The following is a 14,440-nucleotide window of genomic DNA, read 5'->3' on the forward strand; positions in this document are numbered from 1 at the left end:
AGCAAGGCGCAGCGCGGGCTTGCTTGTGGTTGATGGAGTGTTTGTCGAATCGAAATGACGCGGGATGCGCGCTTTAGTAAATCGGTTTCGGAACTCGCGTAACGTAACGATCCGGATTCGACGTTACGGTGGGATGCGTAACGTGAGAGCAGTGACGTTGCTTGAAACGACCTGTTCAAACAGATATTTAGTGCAGCGAATCTAACCTATGGTTAGTCCTATGTGCTGCAACGCACGAAGTGCCGTTAATCTAGATGGACACCCGGCTTAAAACAAAATAGTACCAAGCGCGCAACGGACAATTGCTTTAATACGATTGGTACGCTATAAAAGCCAGGAGCATCGAAGTTTGACGAGGGAGGTGCGATATCGAACAGACGGCCAAACGAAACCTGATCCTTTGAAGCCGGCTGCGATGAAAATGGTGTGGCAGTGCAAAAGACCCGGTGTCGATGAACGAGAGAATCATCGGCCACGGCACTGACCGGACCTTCATCACGTGCAGCGTGAATACAAACGATATACTGAAGTTCCGAGGGCGAAAATGAAAAAGTTCACAACGAAATTCCTGAGAGAAAACAACGGGGTTACGGCGATTGAGTATGCACTCATCGCCGGATTGATCGCGGTTGTACTTGTCACCAGCTTGAACAGCGTCGAGAGCAAGTTAGCGACCGTGTTCGGTGACATTGTCGCGGCTCTCTAATTCGTAGGGGTCGGTGGCAGCAGTTCCTATAAGCGCGTGTCGGCTTGCGGGCCGGGTGACTTCGCGCGCTTCTTAAGAGCATTGCCAATTTGACAGATGCGGGTTGCGATTGCAGCCCGCATCGGCTTGTCACGCCCGTCGAGTCCCATATGAATCTGCTCAGCGATTTCTTGTTCGCCGTCTGGGGTGCAGTCGTTGCCGTATGCGATTGCCGCAGTCGCCGCGTCTCGAATGCGCTCGTCGTTGCCGGATTGGTAGCAGCATTGGCGTGCGCGGTGCTCGATCATGGTCCATTCAATATCTCGATTACCCAAGCGGCACTCGGTGCGCTCGTTGGCCTGTGCGCGCTGTTGCCCTTCTTCGCGCTGGGCGTGATGGGCGCTGCCGACGTAAAGGTTTTTGCGGTGCTCGGTGCCTGGTGTGGCATGCATGCGCTGCTTGGACTGTGGATCGCCGCGAGCTTGATGGCGGCTTGTCATGCGGTCTGGTTGCTGATCACTACCCGCACCGGGCTTGCCGCGATAGGCCGCGTGGGCGAGCCGACCTTCGAGTTGGGCGGCAAGCGTGCTACGCCATATGCGGCCTGCCTGACGGTGCCGGCCATCGCCTGGATGGGTTTGCAGGCGCTCGCTGTGAGCGTGAAATGAAAAGGATAACTGATAAACCGAATTCCCGCTCCGATGTGCGAAGGGCACAATTGCGCTCGCGCCGTGAAGGTGGTACCGCTGCGGTGGAGTTTGCGATGATTTTTCCGCTGTTCTTCGTGATTCTTTACGGCATCGTCACGTTCAGCCTGATCTTCGTCGCGCAGCAGAACCTGACCTTGGCGGCGGAAGAGGGCGCACGCGCCGCGCTGAACTACCAGACGGCCACCAGCACGGCCAACGCGCTTGCTGCGCGTACGGCCGCAGCATGCACCGCGGCAAGCAATATGGTCGCGTCATTGATCAGCAAGGCGAAGTGTGTGTCAAGCGGGACGACATGTAGTTATGACGCAACGATGGATTGTGTCAACGTGACGCTCACCTACGACTACGCAGACAATCCGCTCGTGCCAAATTTGCCGCTGACAGGCTTTGTGTTGCCTGCTTCATTGGTAAGCAGTGCGATGGTGCAACTCAACCCGGAAAACATACTGTGATGTACGCGTTCGCTCTTTCCTTTCCGGTCTCGTCTCGGCTGCCTGAGCTGCGCTCAGGCGGGTTCGAACCCGAACAATCAGGCGGCTCCTCATGCCGAATCTGACTCGAATCCTGGCAGGTGTCCTGATTGCGCTCGCACTGCTGCTCGGCATTTTTGCGTGGACCCTGTCACGCCGGCCTGTATCGCATCCGGTTGTGCAGACCGCACAAGCGACGTTCCCCGTCGTAGTGGCGACGCGTGTGCTGCCCGCTGGCAAGCCAATCACCGTCGATGCGTTGCGCGTCCAGTCGCTGCCGATCAATCCGAATGGAGCGTTCGTCGATCCGTCGATGCTGGCCGGACGTGTGCCGACGTCGGATATCGGTCCTGAGTCGCCGGTACTCGAAGCTCAGCTGTCGTCGGGACTTGCCGAGCGGATCGACCCGGGGCAGCGCGCGGTAGCGGTGCGCGTCGATGAAAGCAACGCAGTTGGCAACCGCCTGCGACCAGGCAATTTCGTCGACGTGTTCTTCACGCTGAAGCGTGACAGCAATGCGGGTAACGGCAATGGCAGTGGTGCTGAAATCGACCGGAGCCAGGCACGACTCCTGATGTCGAAGGTGCGTGTGCTCGCATTCGGCAACGCGACGCCGGGAGCCGACAACCCGGGCGACGCGAACGGCATGGTGCGCACAGCAGTACTTGCGGTACCGGTCGCCGATATCGACGAACTTTCGCTGGCCGAAACCTCCGGACGTCTCATCTTCGCACTACGCAATCCGAAGGATGACGAAGTAGTCGATCCGAATGCTTTTGCGCCGCCCACAGGTGTGGTGAAAATCTCCGCCAATGCGCCAGCCGGGGATGCGACACAGGATTCCACGCGCGCTGCAGCGGGCGTGGCGCTCGATGAATTGTCCGGCGCCGGGGGCAACGTAGCAGCGCGACCACAAGCTGCGCCGCACATTGCCCGCCCGGTTACGCGGGTCGCCGCCGCGCCGGTCGACAATATTGAGGTCATTCGGGGTGGGCGTGCCGAAACGGTCGCCCGATAAAGGTTTCAGGGAGCGGGCGGCCAGTCGCGTCCATAAGAATATGAAAAAACGGATTTTTGCAGGTGGGATCGCGGCGTGGCTCTGCGCGGCGTCGCTTGTCATATCGCCGGCTGGTCATGCGGAGAACGGCGCGCGGACAGTCGATATCACAGTGGGCTCGCAGCAGTCGCTGGCGCTTGGCCACAGTTTGCAGAGGATCGCGATCGGCGACCCGAGCGTGGCGGACGTGCTGATCATCAAAGGCGACAAGCGCGGGGGCGTGCTGCTGATCGGTAAGTCTCCAGGCACCACCAACGTAATGTTGTGGGAGCGCAACCAGGACGCGCCAATGACCTACACGGTCAACGTGAGCACGACGGCATCGGGCGCGCTGTTGGGGCCCGGCTCGCCGAACGTGAAGACGTCGGGTGATACGGCGGTGATTTCCGGTTCGGCTGCGTCGATGGAACAACATCAGCGCGCGGTTGCGGTCGCTGAAGCCGAAGCGCGCGCTCGTGCTGCGTCTCTCGGCAGTGGCCTGAACGGCGGGGCCGACGCGGGCGCGGGAGGCAAGGGCAGCAGCTACGGCAGGGGCGGCGGATCTGCTGCTGGCGCAGCGGGCGGAGGTGGTGCGAACGTGGTAGACGCTTCGACGGTAGCGACGCGCTCGGTCGTGCAGGTCGATGTACGGGTGGTCGAATTCAGCCGATCTGTGCTCAAGGAGATCGGTCTGAACATCCTGAAGCAGAACAACGGCTTCACGTTTGGCTCGTTTGCTCCGTCGTCGCTGACATCGGCAACGTTCGGCTCGTCACCTTCGTTCAACTCGACCACGCCGATCTCATCGGCCTTCAATCTGGTGTTCAACTCGGTCACGCACGGTATCGGCGCCGACCTGAGTCTGATGGAGAGCAACAACCTTGCGCGCGTGCTTGCGGAGCCGACGCTCGTCGCCTTGTCAGGCCAGAGCGCGAGCTTTCTTGCGGGCGGCGAGATTCCCGTTCCGGTGCCGCAAGGACTTGGGACCGTGTCGATCGAATACAAGCCGTATGGTGTCGGCCTGACGTTGACGCCGACTGTCCTGAGCCCCGACCGGATCGCATTGAAGGTGGCCCCGGAAGCGAGTGCGCTGGACTTTACGAACGCGATCACGATCGACAGCGTCTCGGTGCCGGCCATCACGACGCGGCGCGCGGATACCACGGTGGAACTGGGGGACGGTGAGAGCTTTGTGATCGGTGGCCTGATCGATCGCCAGACGGTCTCGAATGTGTCGAAAGTGCCGTTGCTCGGCGATCTGCCGATCATCGGCGCGTTCTTCAAGAACATGAGCTACTCGCAGAACGACGAGGAGCTGGTGATTATCGTGACCCCGCATCTGGTCTCGCCGATCGCGAAAGGAGCGGCACTCCCATCGACGCCCGGCGAGCTGTCGGAGCAGCGCGACGGGCCGGTCTGGCGTGCGTTGCTGGGCGGTGTGGCGTCGCCGGACGCGGCGCCGGGGTTCTCGAAGTGAACGTGGTTCGAAGCGTCGCGCGGTGCGTGCCGTGCGATGTGACGAACCGGAAGGACGAGCAGGGCGGTATGTCGTTGCCGTTCAACCGTGGCAGTGCGCAGTACGAATCGGCCGCTGTCTGGCCGATGCCGTAAAAGGATGTCCAACATGAACGCGAGAACGCATTCATTGACTGAACGGGTGATCACCGATTATTTCGTGTTCGCATCGCTGGCCGACGAGCACGTCCAATGGTTGACCGATACCCTCGTGGCGGCGGGTGCGGTCGAACGGGTGTCGCTCGACCCGTCGATGCTCACGCAACGCATCGCGACGCTCAATCCGTCGGTGGTTTTTGTCGATTTTTCGGGCGGCCGCGCTGCCGCCGCAAGCGCCGCGACCAGTGCGGCGCGGGCGGCCTATCCGGGGCTGCAGATTGTCGCCGTGGGCTCGCTTGGCGAACCTGAGGGTGCGCTCGCTGCGCTGCGCGTGGGCGTGCGCGATTTCATCGATCTGTCGGCGCCCGCGGAAGACGCGTTGCGCATCACGCGCCAGGTGCTCGACAACCTGGTCGAGCCGGTCAGCCGGCATGGCCATGTGACGGTCCTGCTCGGCGCACGAGTCGGCATGGGCGTCAGCACGCTCGCAGCCAACCTCTCCGCCTTGCTGCACCGGCGCGACGCCGCGCAGGGGCGGCAGACCGCGTTATTCGACCTGGGCCTGCCAGCCGGCGACGGCTCGCTGCTGCTCAACACGCGCAGCGAATTCAATTTCGTCGATGCCGTGCGCAATCTGCGCCGCTTCGATCAGACCTTCGTCCACACGGCGCTATCGCATCATCCGAGCGGTCTTGCACTCACGTCGCTGCCGCCGAACCTGACCGACATGCGCGAAGTGTCGTACTCGAGTTCGATCAGTCTTCTGAACCGCCTGCGCGCGTTCTTCGACCAGCAGATCATCGACCTGGGCGGCTTCACCAACAGCGAGTTCATCGCACACGTCGTGCAGGCCGCGGATGAAACCTGGCTGCTCTGCGATCAAGGCGTGGCGTCGATCGTCTCGGCGGTCGGTGTACTCGACGCGTTGCGCGAAGAAGGCGTGGACGTCAGTCAGGTGCACCTGCTTGTCAACAAGTTCGATCCGGATCTCGGCCTCTCGGCTACGCAGATCGCGCAACGTCTCGACATCCCCTTGCTCGGTACCTTGCCGGAGCGCCGCGTGGCGCTCGGGCAGTCGGTCAATCAGGGACATCTGCTAGTCGACGCATCCGCCCGCGACCCGTATGTGCGCGCGCTCGAACCGCTCGTCGAGCGGCTCGGCGGTGAGGCGAAAGCGGCAGCGCAGGCACGTGGCAAGTCGGCACTCGGTGCGCTCAAGCGCTTCATTCCAACCTCAAACAAGCGGTCATAGACGATGGCTAAAGACATCGAATTTGCCGACGACGCGCCTTCATTTGCGCATAGCCAGCAGTTCCAGGACATCAAGAACGCGGCGCACGAACATCTGCTTACGCGTATCGAGGAACTCGGCGCGGAGTTCGGCCGTTGGTCGCGCAATGCGATTAACCAGTTCGTCGATCTGGAAATGGACAGCTTCGTACGGCTGCGCCGGATTCCGATCAACGAGAGCGAGGTGCGGCTGATTGCCGAAGCGCTGACCAAGGAACTCGCGGGCTTCGGCCCGATCGAGGACCTGCTCAACGACGCAGCGGTCGAAGACATCCTGATCAACGGCTACAACGACGTGTATGTGTCGCGCCACGGCATCCTGACGAAAATCCCGGTGCGCTTTGCCGACAACGCCCATCTGCTTCGCATCGTGCGGCGCATTCTTGCGCCGATCGGGCGGCGTCTCGACGAATCGAATCCGATGGTCGACGCGCGCCTGCCCAACGGCGGGCGCGTGAACGTCGTGATCGAACCGCTTTCGATCGATGGGCCGATCGTCTCGATCCGCAAATTCCGCAAGGACCCGCTGCGTCCCGACGATCTGCTCGGCAACGGCACATACAGTCCGGAAATCGGTGCGCTGCTCGAAGCGGCAGTGGCCGCGCGCTGCAACGTGCTGGTGTCGGGCGGCACGAGCTCGGGCAAGACTTCGCTGCTCAACGCGCTCGCCTTCCACATTCCCGAAGCAGAGCGCGTGGTGACGATCGAGGACACGGCAGAGCTCTCGCTGAACCATCCGCATGTGGTGCGGCTCGAAAGCCGCCCGGGAGGCTTCGATGGCGCCGGCGTGGTGTCGATTCGCGACCTGCTGCGTAACACCTTGCGGATGCGTCCGGACCGCATCATCGTCGGCGAAGTGCGCGGCGGCGAGGTGCTCGAAATGCTGCAGGCGATGAACACGGGCCACGACGGCTCGATGGGCACGGTGCACGCGAGCTCGCCTCGCGAGTGTCTGTACCGGCTCGAAATGCTGGCGGGTTTTGCGGGCTTTCAGGGCACCGAGTCGAGCCTGCGCCGGCAGATCGCCAATGCGATCGACTTTATCGTGCAGATCGGCCGCCTCTCGAACGGGCGTCGACGGATTCTTTCGGTTACCGAAGTAACGGGTCTGTCCGACAACATCATCGCCACTCAGGAGCTGTATCGCTACGAGCCGATAACCGCTCAGGATGGCGAAGAGATCGATAACTGGACTTCGCTCGGCATCCATCCGCATTCGCCGAAGCTGGTGCGCTTCAGACAGGCGCTGGGTGGCTCGCCTGAACCATCCGGCCGGTTCAGCGGTTTTGGCGGCAGTGGCGGTGGTTTTGGCGGGGGCTTCAATGTCTAGCGCCACCATGCTCTTCGCGGCGATCGCGCTGTTATGCGCGGCCGGTGCGCTGCTGTTGTGGCAGCGTGGGGCACGACGCGATGAGCAGGTCAGCACCGAGCGCTTCATCGACAGCCGGATGGCGCCGACGGCGCCCGTGAACGTCCAGCGTCCGCGAGTGGCGTCCGTGCGCCAGGCGTCGGCGGTACATGGCGGTGTGATGCCGCATGCGCCCGAGGCAGGTTCCGGCACGCGCGAGCAACTGGCTTATCTGAAGGCGCGGCTACGCTTTCTCGTCGACAACGCAATGAACCGCGCGGGCATTTCGCATGCCCGCACGCTGGTAATCATCGTGGCGGCGGTCTCGTTATGGTTATGCGTCTGGGCGGCGCGCGAGGGCGGGGCACTGGCTGCGGCGGTGATGCTGCTCGCGTGCGTGTGTTTCGTCACATTCATCGTGTCCGTGAGAACCCAGAAGCGCCGTCAGAAGATAGTGCAGCAATTGCCGTCGTTTCTGGATGGCATTGTGCGTCTGATTACGCTGGGCAACAGCGTGCCGGCGGCGTTCCAGGGAGCGATGCAGATCACCGAAGCGCCGCTGCGTGACTGTCTCGATCACGTTTCCCGGATGTTGCGCAGCGGCATCGAGATCGACCGTGCGTTGTCGCAGGCGGCGGTGCTGTACGGCGCTCGTGAACTCGAACTGGTCGGCGCCGTGTTGCGCCTCTCGGTGAAGTACGGTGGTCGTGCCGATGTCATGCTGGATCGCATGGCGTCTTTCATGCGCGACCTCGAGCAAGCCGGGCGAGAACTGGCCGCGATGTCTGCGGAAACACGCTTGTCAGCCTGGATTCTTGCTTTGCTGCCGGTTGGCATTGGTGGTTTTCTGATGTTGACCAATCCGCGCTATTTTGGCGCGATGTGGTTCGATGCGAGCGGGCGACAGCTGGTATACCTCGCGTTCGGACTACAGATCGTCGGTGCGTATGTACTTTACCGCCTGACGCGGTTGCCGGGGACATGATGCAAGTCAACCTTGTCGCTGCGCTTGCACTGGCGCTCGTCGCTTTTGCGTTCCTGTTGATCGCCGGACTATTGCTAGCGAGGCTGGCGGCGGCGCGCCGCAGCGAGCGCACATTGGCGCACGCGCTCGATCAACACGCTGTGCAAAGCGCAGCACTCGCTGCCGCGAGCGCCGCGCGCCGTTCTGACGCAGTCTCAAGCACAGCCGCGGACGCGCCGAAGTCCATCCGCGTCGGTGGACTGCGGGCCTTGCTGGAACGATTCGCGCACACCGGCATCCGCTGGCTCGATACGCCGCTGGGACGACAACTGGTCGCCGATGAAGACCGGCGCATGCTCGAACAATGCGGCTTCGTGGATACGCGAGCACGCGGATTGTTCCTGATCGCACGAATCGGTTGTGCGGTCGTCTTGCCTCTGCTTTGCGGCGTGCTCGCAAGCGGTTATCTCGACGGCCGGCGCTACGTTGCTCTGGTGGGTTGCGCGGCAATTGTCGGCTTCATGCTGCCGAAGTTTTTTATTCAGCGGCGCGCGGCCGCGCGGCGGCGCGGCGTGATTGACGAACTGCCGATGCTGGTGGACCTGCTGCGTTTGCTTCAAGGGGTTGGATTGTCGATCGATCAGAGTCTGCAGGTGATGGTCGGTGATTTCCGTGGCGTCCTGCCAGTACTGTCGAGCGAACTGGAGATTGCCCAGCGCCAGTTCGCAACGGGCCGCACACGTGAACAGTCGCTGCAGCGACTCGCATCGAGCTATGGGAACGAAGATTTGCGCGCCATCGTGCGCTTGCTGATTCAGGTGGATCGCCATGGCGGTGCGGTACAGGAACCGTTAAAGCAATTTGGCGAACGCCTGCGTGAAACCCGCCGCGCGATGCTACGCGAGAGGATCGGACGTCTCGCAGTGAAGATGACGGGTGTAATGATCATGACGCTGCTGCCGGCGCTCCTGATCGTGACCGCTGGGCCAGGCGTGCTGTCCGTCACTCACTCGCTAGGTACGGCGAAACGGTAGGTAATGAAATGGTAACGACTAACGATGCGACATCCGATCTTTGCTTTCAGACCGTACTGGTTGAACGCAAAGCTTCGACCGTGAGATTGCGGAGCACCCGGCATCTGGTCATCCTGCTCGCGTTCGCCTTGCTCAGCGCCTGCGCGTCGAAGCTGTCGGGCTACGGAGTGGGGCCGCAAGCAGAACGCCAGGCCGACATCGAACAGGCGAACCGCGACCCTGCACCGGACGCGCCGAGCACGTACCTCAATCTGATCGAGCGCATGCAGGCTCAAGGGCTTTACTACGCCTCTCTTGCTCACATCGACGCGTTCGAAAAGCAGTATGGCGTGAAGCCCGAGACAACCCTGCTGCGTGCCGACGCGTTGCGCATGACCGATCAGCCGCAGGCAGCTTCAGATACTTACACGAAACTGCTGCAGACGCCGCTTGCCGCGCGCGGCTATCGTGGGCTTGGATTGATCGCTGGGGCGTCGGGAGATTTTGGCCATGCCGCGCAACAGTTGCAGGAAGCGGTCCGGCTCGCGCCGACCGATGCACCGACACTCTCGGATCTCGGTTACGCAAGGCTGCGCGAGGGGGATGTCAATGGCGCCCGTGTGCCGCTGATGAAAGCGGCGGAACTCGATCACGCCAATCCGAAAATCGTCAGCAACGTCGTGCTGTTTTTGCTGGCGGATGGCAAGGACACGCAGGCTGCAGCCCTGATGGACCAGGAGAAGTTCTCACCGGATGTGCGCCTGGCGATTCGCCGCGAGGCGGCGAAGGTGGCCATGGCGACGCAGGCGGCACAGGCTCAGGCAAAGGTCGCGCTAGCGCAACAGACGGCACGGTCTGCGCCGGTCGTTGGCGTGCAGGGAGTCGAACCCGCACCGCGCTTGTTGCAGCGATTCTCACAATAACAGGCGGCAGAAGGGGGCGAACATGACGAAGAAGGACAGAAAAACAGGCAGGGCGCGTATCGCGGGCCTCTCGCTGACAACTGCTATGGCGGCGCTCGCATTGACGATAGCCGGCGGCGCGGATTCCGCCTATGCGGAGAGCGACTCGGCACAGCAGCCTCCGCGGAGCAGCGAGATCGATCACTCAACCAAAGAGTGGCTCGCGCTTCAGCGCAGCAATGCAGAGGCTGCACCCGCCCGGCCGATGCTCGGCGCGGAAGCCGGCCTCGCTTACAAGCGGTATCTCGAGTCGTTCAATTCGAAGATTCCCGATTTCTTCGGTTCCTCAGTCAGTCAGGCGGGCGCAGGCGGTTCACAGGGCGGCACGCTGCCGCAGAACTGATATGTCGGCATCCGAACCATCTCTCCGTTTTGTCCGGCGTGTGCGCTTCGCGCACCGGCGCCGCGCGAGCCATGTGTCGATGCGGCGCCAACGCGGCGTCACGATACTGATGGCTGCGCTTTGTCTCGGATTGACGGTGGTGGCGCTTGGCGCGATCGATATCGGCAACCTCTACTTTGCGCGGCGGGAGATGCAGCGGACCGCGGATATGGCGGCGACGGCTGGTGCGCAGACCGTCAGCAACGGTGGGGCATGTGCCTCGGCCACCACTTCGGCGCAGAACAATGCGGTGAAGGGCAACAATTTGTCGACGAGTGCCACCGTGACTGTAGTGTGCGGCCGCTGGGATCCGTCGGCCAATGCCGGTCAATCCTATTTTTCGACTTCTGGTTCGCCGATGAATGCGGTGCAGGTCACCGTCAGCGAGAAGGTGCCGTACTTTTTCCTGGGACCGGCGCGCAACGTCCAGGCCGTCAGCACGGCAGAAGCGACCAACGTTCGCTCGTTTTCGATCACCTCCGCCGTGGCGACCCTCTCGGGTGGACTCGTGAATGGCCTGTTGAACAGCCTGCTCGGCACTAACCTGAATCTGAGCGTGGCGTCTTATCAAGGACTGGCTACTACTCAGATCAAGCTGGGTGACCTGGCTGCGGCGATCGGTGTCGGTTCGATGACTCAATTGCTCAACACCAACATATCGCTTCCGAACCTGGTCTCAGCGATGGTCACGGCCGCGAGCAAGAGCACGTTGGTGGGCGCGACGGCTATTACCGATCTGGGTACGATTCAGGCTGCCATTCCGGGCGGACTGCAAGTCGCGCTCGGCAACACGCCAGGCACCAACGGTTTGTTAGCCGTAGCGCTCGACGATCCGCAAGCGGCGGTCAGCGCTACCGTGAATGCGCTCGACGTATTGATGGCGGCCGCCGAGATTGCCCACGGCAACTCGGCCATCAACCTCAACACCGCGCTTAATCTAGGTCCGTTAGCGAACATTTCGGCGCAGGCGAAGATCATCCAGCCACCGGTCATTGCAGTGGGCGAAGCCGGGACGTATGCGAACGGCACCCCACGCGCGAGTGCGCGTTCGGCGGAAGTGCAGGTCTATCTGAACGTCAACCTGCTGAATTTGAGCTTAGGCTTGACCTTTCTGGGACTGCCGGATCTCGTTAGCGTCAGTGCCTTGAACCTGCCGATTTACATCGAGGCGGGGTATGGAACCGCCACTTTGACAAATACGATGTGTACTACTCAACAGGCCACGAGCCAAAGCACCATTGTCGCGAACACTGGCATCGCGGGTCTATGCATCGGCGGGGACGCGCTGAATAACTTCACGAATACGACCACTGCGATGCAGTGCAACCAGCCGGCGACGATCACGTCCGTGAACGCGCTGGGGATGTCAGCTGTCAACGTATCGGTTGGATCGTCCTCGCCGGCATCGGGCCTGAATCTCACCTTGCAGCCGGCGCAGACCACGCTCACCTTCAATGGCGTGCCGAACAGCAGCACCGCATACCAGTCCACTAATACCAACGCGGTCGGCTCGGCCGCTGCCGGCTTGCTGACTCAACTTGCAGCGCAGATGGCCACTTCGATTCATGCAACGCTGCTTGGTGGCGACGTCAGCGCGGCGGCAGCGCCTTTGCTTAGTGCACTTGTCTCCGTGCTCAATCCGATCCTGGCCTCGCTCGACGCGCTCCTCGTCCCCTTATTGCAACTGCTGGGTGTCCAGATCGGCGTAAGCACGGTCCACGACCTCGGACTCGCCTGCGGCCAGGCCCAACTGGTTTACTGATTCTTCGCCAATGAGAACCACCGCCAAAATCGACGAACTCGATATCTACGTCTGGGAAGGTAAGGCCGACATCGTCGACCGGGTCGCACGCTGCATGGCGAGCTTCGATGTCGAAGTGATCCGCGCCGACGATATCGCGATCTCCCCCGAACGCACTGCACTGCGCCCGTCGCTCGCCATCATCAGCGTGTCGGTGATCGACAGCGGCGCGCTGATCCTGCGCGACTGGCAAGCCGCCCATGGCATGCCAGTGGTGTGGGTCGGCGCGGCGCCGCGCGATCACGATCCCGCGATGTACCCGTCCGAGTATTCGCACATCCTGCCGCTCGACTTCACTTGCGCCGAATTGCGCGGCATGGTCACCAAGCTCGTGCTGCAATTGCGCGCCCATACCGCGCAGACGCTCGAGTCGAGCGCGCTGGTCGCCAATTCGGAATGCATGCAGGCCTTGCTGCACGAAGTCGCCACGTTCGCCGACTGCGACACCAGCGTGCTCGTGCATGGCGAGACCGGTGTCGGCAAGGAGCGCATCGCGCAGCTTCTGCACGAAAAGCATCGCCGCTACGGACAGGGCCCATTCGTGCCGGTGAACTGTGGCGCGATTCCTGATGGTCTCTTCGAATCGCTTTTCTTCGGACATTCGAAAGGCTCGTTTACCGGCGCGGTGGTGGCCCACAAAGGCTACTTCGAGCAGGCCGACGGCGGCACCCTGTTTCTCGACGAAATCGGCGACCTGCCGCTCTATCAACAGGTCAAGCTGCTGCGCGTGCTCGAGGACAGTGCGGTTACGCGAATCGGTTCGGCGACGCCCATCAAGCTTGACTTCCGGCTCGTCGCCGCCACCAACAAGCACCTGCCGCAGCTCGTCAAGGATGGCACCTTCCGCGCCGATCTTTACTACCGGCTTGCGGTGATCGAACTAAAAATTCCCTCGCTCGAAGAACGCGGGGCGGTCGACAAGATCGCGATCTTCAAGGCGTTTATCGCCTCGGTAGTGGGAGCCGAACGGCTCGCCACGCTGCCGGATATTCCTTACTGGCTGGCCGACGCAGTAGCCGATACTTATTTCCCCGGTAATGTGCGCGAACTGCGCAACCTCGCCGAGCGGATCGGCGTGACCGTGCGCCAGATCGGCGCGTGGGATGCGGCCAGGCTGCATCGGCTGCTGGCGCTCGCGCGCAGTAGCCAGCCGGTGCCCGCGGAGAGCGCGGCAGAAGTGCTGGTGGACCGCAGCAAATGGGACATGGCCGAACGCAACCGCGTGCTCGCGGCGCTTGAAGCAAATGGTTGGCGCAGGCAAGATACGGCGGGCACGTTGGGCATCAGCCGCAAGGTGCTTTGGGAGAAAATGCGTAAGTATCAAATTTTCGACGAGGAGCCCGAAACCCGCGAAAGTGAGTAATAATGAGACAAGATGTAACAAAACAAAAACTGTTCAAGCAGGAATTACATGGACCACAAGTCGAAACTTCGACAGATTGCCTTGGGCGCTCTGATAACGCTCGGGACTGTGCAGGGCATCTATGCGCAGTCTCTGCCGGATAGCGGAGCAAGCGCCGCGGTCGTTTCCCAGCCGGGTACGACAGCTCCGTTGCCCGCCACGACCCAGGACCAGCAAGGGCAGAGCGCAGCGCTGACAGCGGACGAGGCAAAGCAATCCGCTGCCGGCAACGTCGCGGAATTGCAGCAGATGATCCGGGGTTCGGATCTGAAGGAATTGCGCACGACGTACAACGGTAGCTACGGCGCGAGCATGCTGTTCTACCCGCAGGAAATGACGTACTACGTCGCGCTGTTCCAGCAGAAAACCTTCTGGCGAGTCATCAAGACCGGGGACGAAACGCGCGCCGAGATGATCTACAAGGACTTCGCCCGTCAGACCGTGCAGCTGTCAGACATCGAGATCCGCCGCACCCGGCTGGAGGCGCAAAAGGCCTTCACCGACCGGATGATCGCGTTGTCACAAGACCGCGCCAACCGTCTGCAGGCCGACCTTACTGTCGCGCGTCAGCAACAGAACATCGTCGACAATCAGCAGCAGCAGACACGTGCCGAAGCTACGGCGCTTGCGCAGCAGAAGAGCGCCGCCCAGGCCCAGTTGCGCGATGCGCAGCGTCAGGTGCAGGAACTGCAGCGTCAACTGGATAGCGGCTTGCCGACGACCGGGACGCAGCACTGAGCGTAACGCCAGGCTCATCGCCGTC

14 protein-coding genes are annotated in these 14,440 nt (G+C 61.9%); all 14 read left to right on the plus strand.

Going from position 1 to position 14,440, the window contains the following annotated elements; translation table 11 throughout:
* Positions 1 to 544: 544 nt before the first annotated feature.
* Positions 545 to 706 (plus strand): Flp family type IVb pilin, encoded by a 162-nt coding sequence (locus tag P3T20_RS19010; RefSeq protein WP_074264968.1) that lies wholly within the window; start codon positions 545 to 547, stop codon positions 704 to 706.
* A 149-nt stretch (positions 707 to 855) separates the two neighbouring features.
* On the plus strand, positions 856 to 1,353 hold the full coding sequence (locus P3T20_RS19015; protein WP_074264967.1) for an A24 family peptidase: 498 nt from the start codon (positions 856 to 858) through the stop codon (positions 1,351 to 1,353).
* Positions 1,350 to 1,847, plus strand: a complete 498-nt coding sequence (locus P3T20_RS19020) for a TadE family protein (protein WP_143787520.1) — start codon at positions 1,350 to 1,352, stop codon at positions 1,845 to 1,847. The genes P3T20_RS19015 and P3T20_RS19020 overlap by 4 nt, the downstream gene beginning before the upstream one ends.
* 91 nt (positions 1,848 to 1,938) lie before the next feature.
* The gene (gene cpaB, locus P3T20_RS19025) at positions 1,939 to 2,883 is read left to right on the plus strand and encodes a Flp pilus assembly protein CpaB (protein ID WP_074264965.1); all 945 of its coding nucleotides are present in this window, start codon (positions 1,939 to 1,941) and stop codon (positions 2,881 to 2,883) included.
* 40 nt (positions 2,884 to 2,923) lie between these two features.
* Positions 2,924 to 4,378 carry a type II and III secretion system protein family protein gene (locus tag P3T20_RS19030; RefSeq protein ID WP_074264964.1) on the plus strand — a complete coding sequence of 485 codons (1,455 nt, stop codon included), beginning with the start codon at positions 2,924 to 2,926 and terminating at the stop codon, positions 4,376 to 4,378.
* Positions 4,379 to 4,525: 147 nt separating this feature from the next.
* A complete protein-coding gene (locus tag P3T20_RS19035; protein ID WP_074264963.1) occupies positions 4,526 to 5,767 on the plus strand; it encodes a fimbrial protein in 1,242 nt (413 codons plus the stop codon).
* A 3-nt stretch (positions 5,768 to 5,770) separates the two neighbouring features.
* Positions 5,771 to 7,135 (plus strand): CpaF family protein, encoded by a 1,365-nt coding sequence (locus P3T20_RS19040; protein ID WP_074264962.1) that lies wholly within the window; start codon positions 5,771 to 5,773, stop codon positions 7,133 to 7,135.
* A complete protein-coding gene (locus tag P3T20_RS19045) occupies positions 7,128 to 8,138 on the plus strand; it encodes a type II secretion system F family protein (RefSeq protein WP_429287543.1) in 1,011 nt (336 codons plus the stop codon). The genes P3T20_RS19040 and P3T20_RS19045 overlap by 8 nt, the downstream gene beginning before the upstream one ends.
* Positions 8,138 to 9,151: a type II secretion system F family protein gene (locus P3T20_RS19050; RefSeq protein ID WP_074266104.1), complete on the plus strand. Its 1,014-nt coding sequence runs from the start codon at positions 8,138 to 8,140 to the stop codon at positions 9,149 to 9,151. The genes P3T20_RS19045 and P3T20_RS19050 overlap by 1 nt, the downstream gene beginning before the upstream one ends.
* Before the next feature lie 80 nt (positions 9,152 to 9,231).
* A complete protein-coding gene (locus P3T20_RS19055) occupies positions 9,232 to 10,053 on the plus strand; it encodes a tetratricopeptide repeat protein (RefSeq protein ID WP_074266103.1) in 822 nt (273 codons plus the stop codon).
* 22 nt (positions 10,054 to 10,075) lie between these two features.
* Positions 10,076 to 10,435: a DUF3613 domain-containing protein gene (locus P3T20_RS19060; RefSeq protein WP_074264960.1), complete on the plus strand. Its 360-nt coding sequence runs from the start codon at positions 10,076 to 10,078 to the stop codon at positions 10,433 to 10,435.
* A 1-nt stretch (position 10,436) separates the two neighbouring features.
* Positions 10,437 to 12,236 carry a TadG family pilus assembly protein gene (locus P3T20_RS19065; protein WP_074264959.1) on the plus strand — a complete coding sequence of 600 codons (1,800 nt, stop codon included), beginning with the start codon at positions 10,437 to 10,439 and terminating at the stop codon, positions 12,234 to 12,236.
* Positions 12,237 to 12,246: 10 nt separating this feature from the next.
* Positions 12,247 to 13,638, plus strand: coding sequence for a sigma 54-interacting transcriptional regulator (locus tag P3T20_RS19070; protein ID WP_429287544.1), 1,392 nt, complete (start codon positions 12,247 to 12,249; stop codon positions 13,636 to 13,638).
* Positions 13,639 to 13,686: 48 nt separating this feature from the next.
* The gene (locus tag P3T20_RS19075) at positions 13,687 to 14,415 is read left to right on the plus strand and encodes a DUF2968 domain-containing protein (RefSeq protein WP_074264957.1); all 729 of its coding nucleotides are present in this window, start codon (positions 13,687 to 13,689) and stop codon (positions 14,413 to 14,415) included.
* The last annotated feature ends 25 nt before the right edge of the window (positions 14,416 to 14,440 follow it).

The organism is Paraburkholderia sp. GAS206C (assembly GCF_050435645.1).
Taxonomy (GTDB): Bacteria; Pseudomonadota; Gammaproteobacteria; order Burkholderiales; family Burkholderiaceae; genus Paraburkholderia; species Paraburkholderia phenazinium_B.